This is a genomic window from Proteiniphilum sp. UBA5463 (genome assembly GCF_002427225.1).
In the GTDB taxonomy this organism is placed as follows: Bacteria; Bacteroidota; Bacteroidia; order Bacteroidales; family Dysgonomonadaceae; genus Proteiniphilum; species Proteiniphilum propionicum.
Map to the genome: position 1 here is coordinate 82,915 of NZ_DIQL01000027.1, position 8,136 is coordinate 91,050.

Annotated in this window: 7 protein-coding genes; 3 read left to right on the top strand and 4 right to left on the bottom strand. The window is 43.3% G+C overall.

The window, feature by feature from the left end; all coding sequences use genetic code 11:
• Positions 1–174 precede the first annotated feature (174 nt).
• Complete coding sequence (locus B3B27_RS04955) at positions 175–1,173, top strand: malate dehydrogenase (protein WP_286833591.1); 999 nt, start codon at positions 175–177, stop codon at positions 1,171–1,173.
• A gap of 218 nt (positions 1,174–1,391) precedes the next feature.
• On the opposite strand, the gene B3B27_RS04960 is transcribed toward B3B27_RS04955, so the two are convergent.
• From B3B27_RS04960 to hcp, 3 genes are all read right to left on the bottom strand, one after another.
• A complete protein-coding gene (locus B3B27_RS04960) occupies positions 1,392–1,544 on the bottom strand; it encodes a hypothetical protein (RefSeq protein ID WP_286846966.1) in 153 nt (50 codons plus the stop codon).
• Between the two features lie 14 nt (positions 1,545–1,558).
• On the bottom strand, positions 1,559–1,888 hold the full coding sequence (locus B3B27_RS04965) for a cupin domain-containing protein (RefSeq protein WP_286845024.1): 330 nt from the start codon (positions 1,886–1,888) through the stop codon (positions 1,559–1,561).
• Positions 1,889–2,027: 139 nt separating this feature from the next.
• Entirely contained in the window at positions 2,028–3,677 is a 1,650-nt protein-coding gene (hcp, locus tag B3B27_RS04970; protein WP_286846967.1) for a hydroxylamine reductase, read from the bottom strand.
• Positions 3,678–3,846: 169 nt separating this feature from the next.
• Here hcp and B3B27_RS04975 point away from each other — a divergent pair, with 169 nt between their 5' ends.
• Complete coding sequence (locus tag B3B27_RS04975) at positions 3,847–4,512, top strand: Crp/Fnr family transcriptional regulator (protein WP_238869235.1); 666 nt, start codon at positions 3,847–3,849, stop codon at positions 4,510–4,512.
• Positions 4,513–4,630: 118 nt separating this feature from the next.
• The gene (locus B3B27_RS04980) at positions 4,631–5,953 is read left to right on the top strand and encodes a Gfo/Idh/MocA family protein (protein WP_238869236.1); all 1,323 of its coding nucleotides are present in this window, start codon (positions 4,631–4,633) and stop codon (positions 5,951–5,953) included.
• Between the two features lie 48 nt (positions 5,954–6,001).
• Here B3B27_RS04980 and aspS read toward each other — a convergent pair whose 3' ends face one another.
• Positions 6,002–7,753, bottom strand: a complete 1,752-nt coding sequence (gene aspS, locus B3B27_RS04985; protein WP_238869238.1) for an aspartate--tRNA ligase — start codon at positions 7,751–7,753, stop codon at positions 6,002–6,004.
• Positions 7,754–8,136 lie beyond the last annotated feature (383 nt).

The following is an 8,136-nucleotide window of genomic DNA, read 5'->3' on the forward strand; positions in this document are numbered from 1 at the left end:
AAGTGAGAGCAGATAAAAAGCTTGCTTTTGATATGCCGAGCGCAGCAATAGTCTAACTTTAGTGAATATTATCATTTTGTGTATATTGTGATCGAATAACTTTTTGTAAATTTGTCGGCTTAAAATCAAGACTCATTTTGAAATAATCATTAACATCAAAATAGCAATTAAATTATGAGCTTTCTGACGAACGACAAATTAACAATTGTGGGAGCTGCTGGTATGATCGGCTCAAATATGGTGCAGACTGCCGCTATGATGCGCTTAACGCCTAATATATGCCTTTACGACCCGTTTACAAGGGGTTTGGAGGGTGTGGTTGAGGAGATGCGTCATTGCGGATTTGAAGGTGTAAACTTCACTTTTTCCACCGATGTAAAAGAGGCATTCACCGGTACAAAATATATGATCTCATCGGGTGGTGCACCTCGAAAAGATGGGATGACACGCGAAGATTTGTTGAAAGGAAATGCCGAAATAGCTGCCCAGCTTGGGAAAAATATCAAATTGTACTGCCCCGGCCTTAAGCATCTCACCGTTATTTTCAATCCTGCTGATATTACTGGCCTGGTAGCATTGATCTACTCAGGTCTGAAACCTTCACAAGTAACCACATTGGCGGCGTTAGACAGCACACGCCTGCAAAGCGAACTGGCAAAACACTTTGGTGTTGACCAGAGCAGCGTAACCGGTGCCAGGACTTATGGAGGGCACGGTGAACAGATGGCTGTTTTCGCTTCAACAGCGAAAGTAGGCGACAAGCTATTAACAGACCTCATAGGAACACCTTCACTGACAAATGAAGAGTGGAGTGAACTTAAGAAACGTGTTACCAAAGGTGGCGCAAACATTATAAAGCTGCGTGGGCGTTCTTCATTCCAGAGTCCTGCATACACATCGGTAGAGATGATTCGTGCAGCCATGGGTGGTGAAGAATTCCGCTGGCCTTCCGGATGCTACGTGAATGATCACGAATTTGGCCATATTATGATGGCAATGGAAACAACACTTGACACTAACGGTGTGTCGTATGGTGAGGTAAAAGGTTCAGAAAGCGAAATTGAGGAATTGAAACAGAGCTACGGACACCTTGTCAAGCTTCGTGATGAGGTGATATCAATGGGTATCATCCCTTCAATAGATCAGTGGAGCAGTGTGAATCCTAATCTTTAAGTAGAGGTAGTTGTTATAATAATAAAAGGAGGCTGAAATTCAGTCTCCTTTTTTGTTATATTTTATTAGATATCAAGTTTGAAAAACATTTTCTACAAAGCGTTTTTGAATATCATTCAGAAGATTAAGTAGGCCGGCGTTATGTCGAACTTATTTATGTTCATATGATAAAAGTCGCCTATCACCCTCCAGCTCCCGTAACCGGGTGATATCCTGTGTTACTTCCTCACTCTCAGATATTCACCGTTTTCGCCACGTACAGCTGAATATTCAATATAAATAAATCGCCCCTTGAAGTCTGAGATCCAGAAAACAGCTTTATTCTCTTTGCCGCTCTTGAAATCCGTTAGAATACGTTCTACTACATGCACGCTTCCCAACGGTGTTACCCTTCTCCCCTTATCATTGTCAGCAGCATTTTAAAAGGTTCGCTTGCCCTTACTGCATGAGAAACATTTGCCGGCATTATTATACAGTCTCCTTTTTCCAAAAAGTGAATTATGCCTCCCAGCTCTATCTCCGCCTTCCCTTCGAGTATTTGGACAAAAGCATCGTAGTTTGCGGTATGCTCGGTCAAACCCTGTTCTTTATCGAAAGAAAAGAGGGTAATATTTCCAGCCCTGTTTTTTGTTACCTGTTTGCTTACAACACCGCCCGAAGCATATTCTATCGATTCAGCCAGGGCAATGACTTTTGATTTTTCGTATGTTGCCATATTGTTATTCCTATAAAAAAAGTTAACTAAAATGATGTAGCTTATTTTTTTGTTATCCGTATTTTCCTATTTAAACATAGGAACTTATAAGTTGCAAGTTACAATTTGTGTAATATAGTTTTCCTTTAGAGGGCCATCTCTAAGCATTCAGCATCACCTTCATATCTTCATCAACGTTTGTGATCCCCGAAATACCGAAGTTGTTTACCAGTACATTTATTACATTGGGTGAAAGAAATGCAGGCAGGGTGGGGCCGAGATGTATATTCTTCACCCCTAAGGATAGAAGCGCCAGCAGTACAATTACCGCCTTTTGTTCATACCATGCAATATTGTAAACAATTGGCAGGTCGTTCAAATCATCCAATCCGAATGCTTCTTTGAGTGCTAGTGCAATTTTTACAAGCGAGAAGCTGTCGTTACACTGTCCCGCATCCAGTATGCGGGGAATGCCGTTGATATCACCCAGAGGAAGTTTGTTGTAACGGTATTTTGCACACCCTGCCGTAAGTATTACTGTATCTTTAGGAAGCTTTTCGGCGAATTCGGTATAGTAGTTGCGCCCGCTCATACGTCCGTCACAACCGCCCATAACGAAGAATTTACGTATTGCACCTGTTTTAACAGCATCAACCACTTTATCGGCCATTGCAATCACCTGATTGTGGGCAAAGCCTCCAATGATCTCACCCGATTCAATCTCTTCCGGTGGAGCACATTTTTGTGCATGTGCTATCAATGCTGAAAAATCTTTGGGTTGGCCATCCTTCCGGTCTTCTATATGCTTAAACCCTTCGAATCCCGATGCACCCGTGGTATACACCCTGTCAGTATAGGTGGACGATCTCTTTGGTGGAACAATACAGTTGGTAGTAAAAAGAATAACGCCATTGAAATTTTCAAAATCCTCTGTCTGGTGCCACCACGAGCTTCCATAATTTCCTACAAAGTGTTTGTATTTTTTGAATGCCGGGTAGTAATTAGCCGGGAGCATCTCGCTGTGTGTATAAACATCTACACCGGTTCCTTCGGTCTGTTTCAGAAGCTCTTCCATATCTTTCATATCGTGCCCGCTTATGAGGATACCCGGGTTTTTGCGAACACCCAGGTTAACTTTAGTTATTTCCGGATTTCCGTAGCTCGAAGTATTAGCCTTATCCAGCAACGCCATTGCCTGCACCCCGTATCTTCCGGTTTCCAGCACTAGTGCTGTCAGCTCATCAGCCGTTAGAGAATCGTTGGTCACATCAACCAGTGCCCGCTGCATAAAGCCATAGATTTCATTATCTTCATAACCAAGGTTGAATGCATGTTCAGCATAGGCTGCCATTCCCTTTAGCCCGTAAGTAGTCAATTCGCGCAGTGAACGGATATCTTCGTTTTTTGTAGTCAATATACCTGCATCCAATGCTTTTTCTGCCATCTCCTCTTCAGACTCACCGGTCCAGAAGGCCCCGTCGTAGGTAATACATTCAATGTTTCCACCTGCTGATATCAATCTCTCTTTGGCCGCGTTTCTCATTTCGTATGCCATTAGTATACGTGTGATGAAACGGCTTTTATCGAAATTCGCGTTGGTGATAGTCATAAAGAGGCTGTCGGTAATAAACTTGTTTATTTCTGGTATCTCAATGCCAAGTTCCCTTAACCGGACGGTATAATGCGAAATCCCTTTGCAGAGAAACATCAACAAATCCTGCAGATTAGCTACATCGGCAGTTTTTCCGCAGACACCCTTTACGGTACAACCTGTATTTTTACTGGTTTCCTGACACTGAAAGCAAAACATTTTTTCCATATACTTTTGTTTTTATTGTTATTGAGTGATGCAAATATATCCTGATTCAATAGCAAAATGTGTAACCAATGTTACAATTTATCGATTTAATAATATTTAACAAATGAAGTCATTGTCTGATCTTCCCCTAGTTGTACCTTTGTTTCAAAACAAAAATGCGATGTCAGAATACAATATAACCTTGTGTCCTCTTTTCTACAATCTATCATTAGAGGAGACAGATGAAATTCTGGAACGCTCTGTATCTGAAGTACGAACATTGGACAAAGGCAATTATGTTACCCGTCAGGGTGATAAAATAAACTGTCTTTACCTGCTGATGGATGGTCTCGTACGAACGGAAATGGTTGCCAAAGATGGAAATGTTCTTGAGATTGAGTTCATTGAACCTGTGAGACCGCTAGCCCCTGCCTTTCTTGTTGCTTCCGAAAACCGGTATCCGGTAGATGTGATCACTGCTGAGAGAAGCGTTTTTTATGTTATTCCCAAATCGTTGTGGTTAAAGGAGATGATGATGAATGAAAAGCTGCTTATCAACTTTATGAAAGTCAACTCCAATATAACAGTCTTTCTTTCAAAAAAGTTGCAAATGATGTCGATTAAAAGTCTCAAGGGCAAGCTCTCTCTATATATACTTGAGAATACAACCCCACAGAATAACTCTTTTATTTTAAGGCGCACCCAGACACAATTAGCGGAATATTTTGGAGTACAGCGCCCTTCCTTGGCACGCACTCTTGGTGAAATGATCCGTGAAGGGTTGATATCGCTTTATAAAAGAGAACTGAAAGTGCTTGACAGAAAAAAGCTGGAAGATTTGGTTTAACACCTCCATTTTGGTTTTTGTAATGATTTACCGGTGAAAAGCAGTTTAGACTAAAATAAAAGTATATATTTGCAAAGAAAGAGGAAAAAGTATTCACTATCATATTAATCTAAAAGTCATGAGTAATCAATTATCAAGAAGAAAATTTATTAAAACGGCTGCTGTAGGTGCCGTTGGTGTTACTGTTTTTCCACAGTTTCTAACTTCGTGTAAACAAAACAAGGCTGCAGGTAGTGATGACGAAATCATTCGCCTTGGTTTTATAGGCCTTGGCCAGCAGGCTATGTATCTGTTAAATGGATTTATTGGTATTCCGGGAGTGCAGGTGGTTGCCGGAAGCGATGTTTACGGTATAAAACGGGAGCGGTTCTTAAAGCGTGTGAACGCGCATTATGCTGATAAGCAGCAGGAAGTTGCCGTTGAAACGTATGAGAACTACAAGGATCTGATTGCGCGCGAAGATATTGATGCTGTGGTTATTGCCACGCCAGATCACTGGCATGCTTTTATGGCGATAGATGCCTGCAATGCAAAGAAAAACATCTATCTGGAAAAACCGCTGACATTTACCATTAAGGAGGGTCAGATGCTGGTGAAAGCTGTTCGCGACAATGGTGTGATTCTTGGTGTAGGCAGTCAGCAGCGCTCCGACGCTAATTTCCAGCACGCCGTGAAAATGGTACAGGAAGGAAAGATTGGCAAAATAGAAAAAGTAAACGCCTATGTAGGCGCTCCTCCCAAACCGTACGATCTTCCCGAGGAACCCGTTCCTGCCGATTTGAACTGGCCTTTATGGTTGGGCCCGTCTGAGTTTGTTCATTACAACTCCCAGCTGAACCCACCAATATCGCTCGATCCTGAACAGAATGAACAGTTCTGGGGCGCATGGCGCTGGTATAAGGAGCTTGGTGGCGGTTTCACCACAGACTGGGGCGCACATATGTTTGATATAGTTCAGTGGGGCCTTGAGATGGATAACAGCGGACCCGTTGAAATTATTCCCGCCGGCTATGAAGATACAAAATTCCTCACCTATAAATATGCCAACGGCGTTGTTATGACCGAAGAGCCTTTCGATGAGCAACAGACCAAAGGTGTGAAATTCTGGGGCGACAAAGGGTGGATAGAGGTTTCGAGAGGCCATTTCGTTGCGTCAGACGACAGCCTGTTACCTCCAAAGGTGGAAGTTGCAGAGGGCGCTTATGAGACTAAAATACCACATCTCGAAAATTTTATTGAATCATTAAAGGCAAAGACCGATCCGGTTGTCCCCGTGGAGACAGGTCATCGTTCTTGTACCGTATGTACGCTGGGTAACATCGCCTACGATCTGGGCCGTCCCATCAAGTGGGATCCGGCAACAGAGAAGTTTGTTGATGATACGGAAGCCGAAGCCAACAGGCTTTTTAATAAAACTTACAGCGAAGGATACGTCTTGTGACAATAGAATCGTAATTAATTATAAAAGCTGCCACATGGCAGCTTTTTTTCACTCTTCCGGTTTGAGCATGATCCCCAGCTCATCCAGCTGTTCCTGCTCAACTCGCGAAGGCGCATCAATCATCACATCTCGTCCTGCCGTATTTTTAGGGAAGGCAATACAGTCGCGGATACTGTCTAACCCCGCAAATATAGATACAAACCGGTCAAGCCCAAAAGCTATTCCACCATGCGGAGGCGCACCAAACCTGAATGCATTCATAAGGAACCCGAATTGTTCCTGCGCCTTTTCTTCGGTAAAACCCAGTACCGAGAACATCTTCTTCTGCAAAGCACTGTCATGGATACGTATTGAGCCACCGCCAACTTCCACGCCATTGATTACCATGTCGTATGCATTGGCACGTACGTCTCCTGGGTTGGAGTCGAGCAGGGGTATATCTTCTGGTTTAGGAGATGTGAACGGGTGGTGTTTAGCGAAAAACCGATTCATCTCTTCATCCCTTTCCAATAATGGGAAATCAACCACCCATAGGCATTGATAGTTGTTTTTGTCTCTCAGTCCCAGGCGCGATCCCATCTCCAGACGCAATTCAGACAGCTGTCTCTGAGTCTTCTCCCTCTCGCCGGCTAGCATCAGTATCAGATCGCCCTGCCTGGCATTGCAGCGTTCAGCCCATTTCAGCAGCACCTCTTCGCCGTAGAATTTATCTACCGATGACTTGAGTGATCCATCTTCGTTATAACGCACATAGATAAGGCCTTTGGCTCCAATCTGGGGCCGTTTCACGAAATCAGTCAGTTCATCAAGTTGTTTGCGGGTGTAGGTAGCGCAACCTTCCGCACAGATGGCACCTACATATTCGGCGCTGTCAAAAACCCCGAAATTGTGTTTCGTTGTCAGATCCTTCATTTCATTGAAGGTCATCCCGAAGCGTGTATCCGGCTTGTCGGAGCCGTAGAGGCGCATAGCATCGGCGTAGCTTATACGTGGAAAGTCGGAAATATCTATTCCTTTTATAGTCTTAAAGAGATGTTTAGTGAGCCCTTCAAAAATGTTCAGCACATCTTCCTGCTGCACGAACGACATCTCGCAGTCTATCTGCGTAAACTCAGGCTGACGGTCTGCACGCAGGTCCTCATCGCGGAAACATTTCACAATCTGAAAATAACGGTCGAAACCCGAAACCATCAGCAGCTGCTTAAAGAGCTGCGGCGATTGCGGCAGCGCGTAAAACTCTCCCTGGTTCATACGTGATGGAACAATGAAATCGCGTGCTCCTTCGGGTGTTGACCCGATAAGTACCGGTGTCTCCACTTCTAAAAAATCTCTTTCATCGAGATAACGTCGTGTCTCAAATGCCATTCTATGTCGCAGCTCCAAGTTTCGGCGTACCACATTGCGGCGCAGGTCTAGATAGCGGTACTTCATTCGAAGCTCATCGCCTCCGTCTGTTTCGGTTTCTATGGTGAATGGTGGTGTTTCGGCCGGATTCAGCACATTCAGTTTCGAAGTGATGATCTCGATGTCTCCCGTAGGAATATGTGGGTTTTTGCTTGAGCGTTCCTTTACCGTTCCGGTGACCTGTATTACCCATTCCCGGCCAAGCTTGTTTGCCTGATCGAACAGGTTATTGTCCACCTCCTGGTTAAACGACAGTTGAGTTATACCGTAACGGTCACGGAGGTCGATAAAGGTCATTCCGCCCATCTTGCGAATTTTGGAGACCCAGCCGGCTAAAGTCACCTCTTTGTTTGCATCTGTTAAGCGTAGTTCGCCGCAAGTGCTGTTTCTGTACATAAATGATTACTCTTTATAGATTGAGTGTCTGAATAAAAAAATTACCCCGACAGATATAAAATTGAGTGCAAATGTACATAAAAATGTACAAAACAGGTTGAAAAAATGTCTCAATGGATAAAAATCATCCCAAATAACTGAAAAAAGTTAACCTCAAGCGAACGCTATTTCCATGATAATCCCGAGATTGCATTGTGTTAATCGCTTTAAAATCCTGTAACTTTGTGATCAGCAACAACAAATGTTTGCAAGCCATTTAAAAAAGGAATTATTCCATTCTCCCCACCCTGAAATAACATCAACTTAATTTGTGTATTTAATACTCTTATTTGTGATTTTATAGTTAATAATAAATGAAGATAAGAGGTTTTCCATGGCAAAAT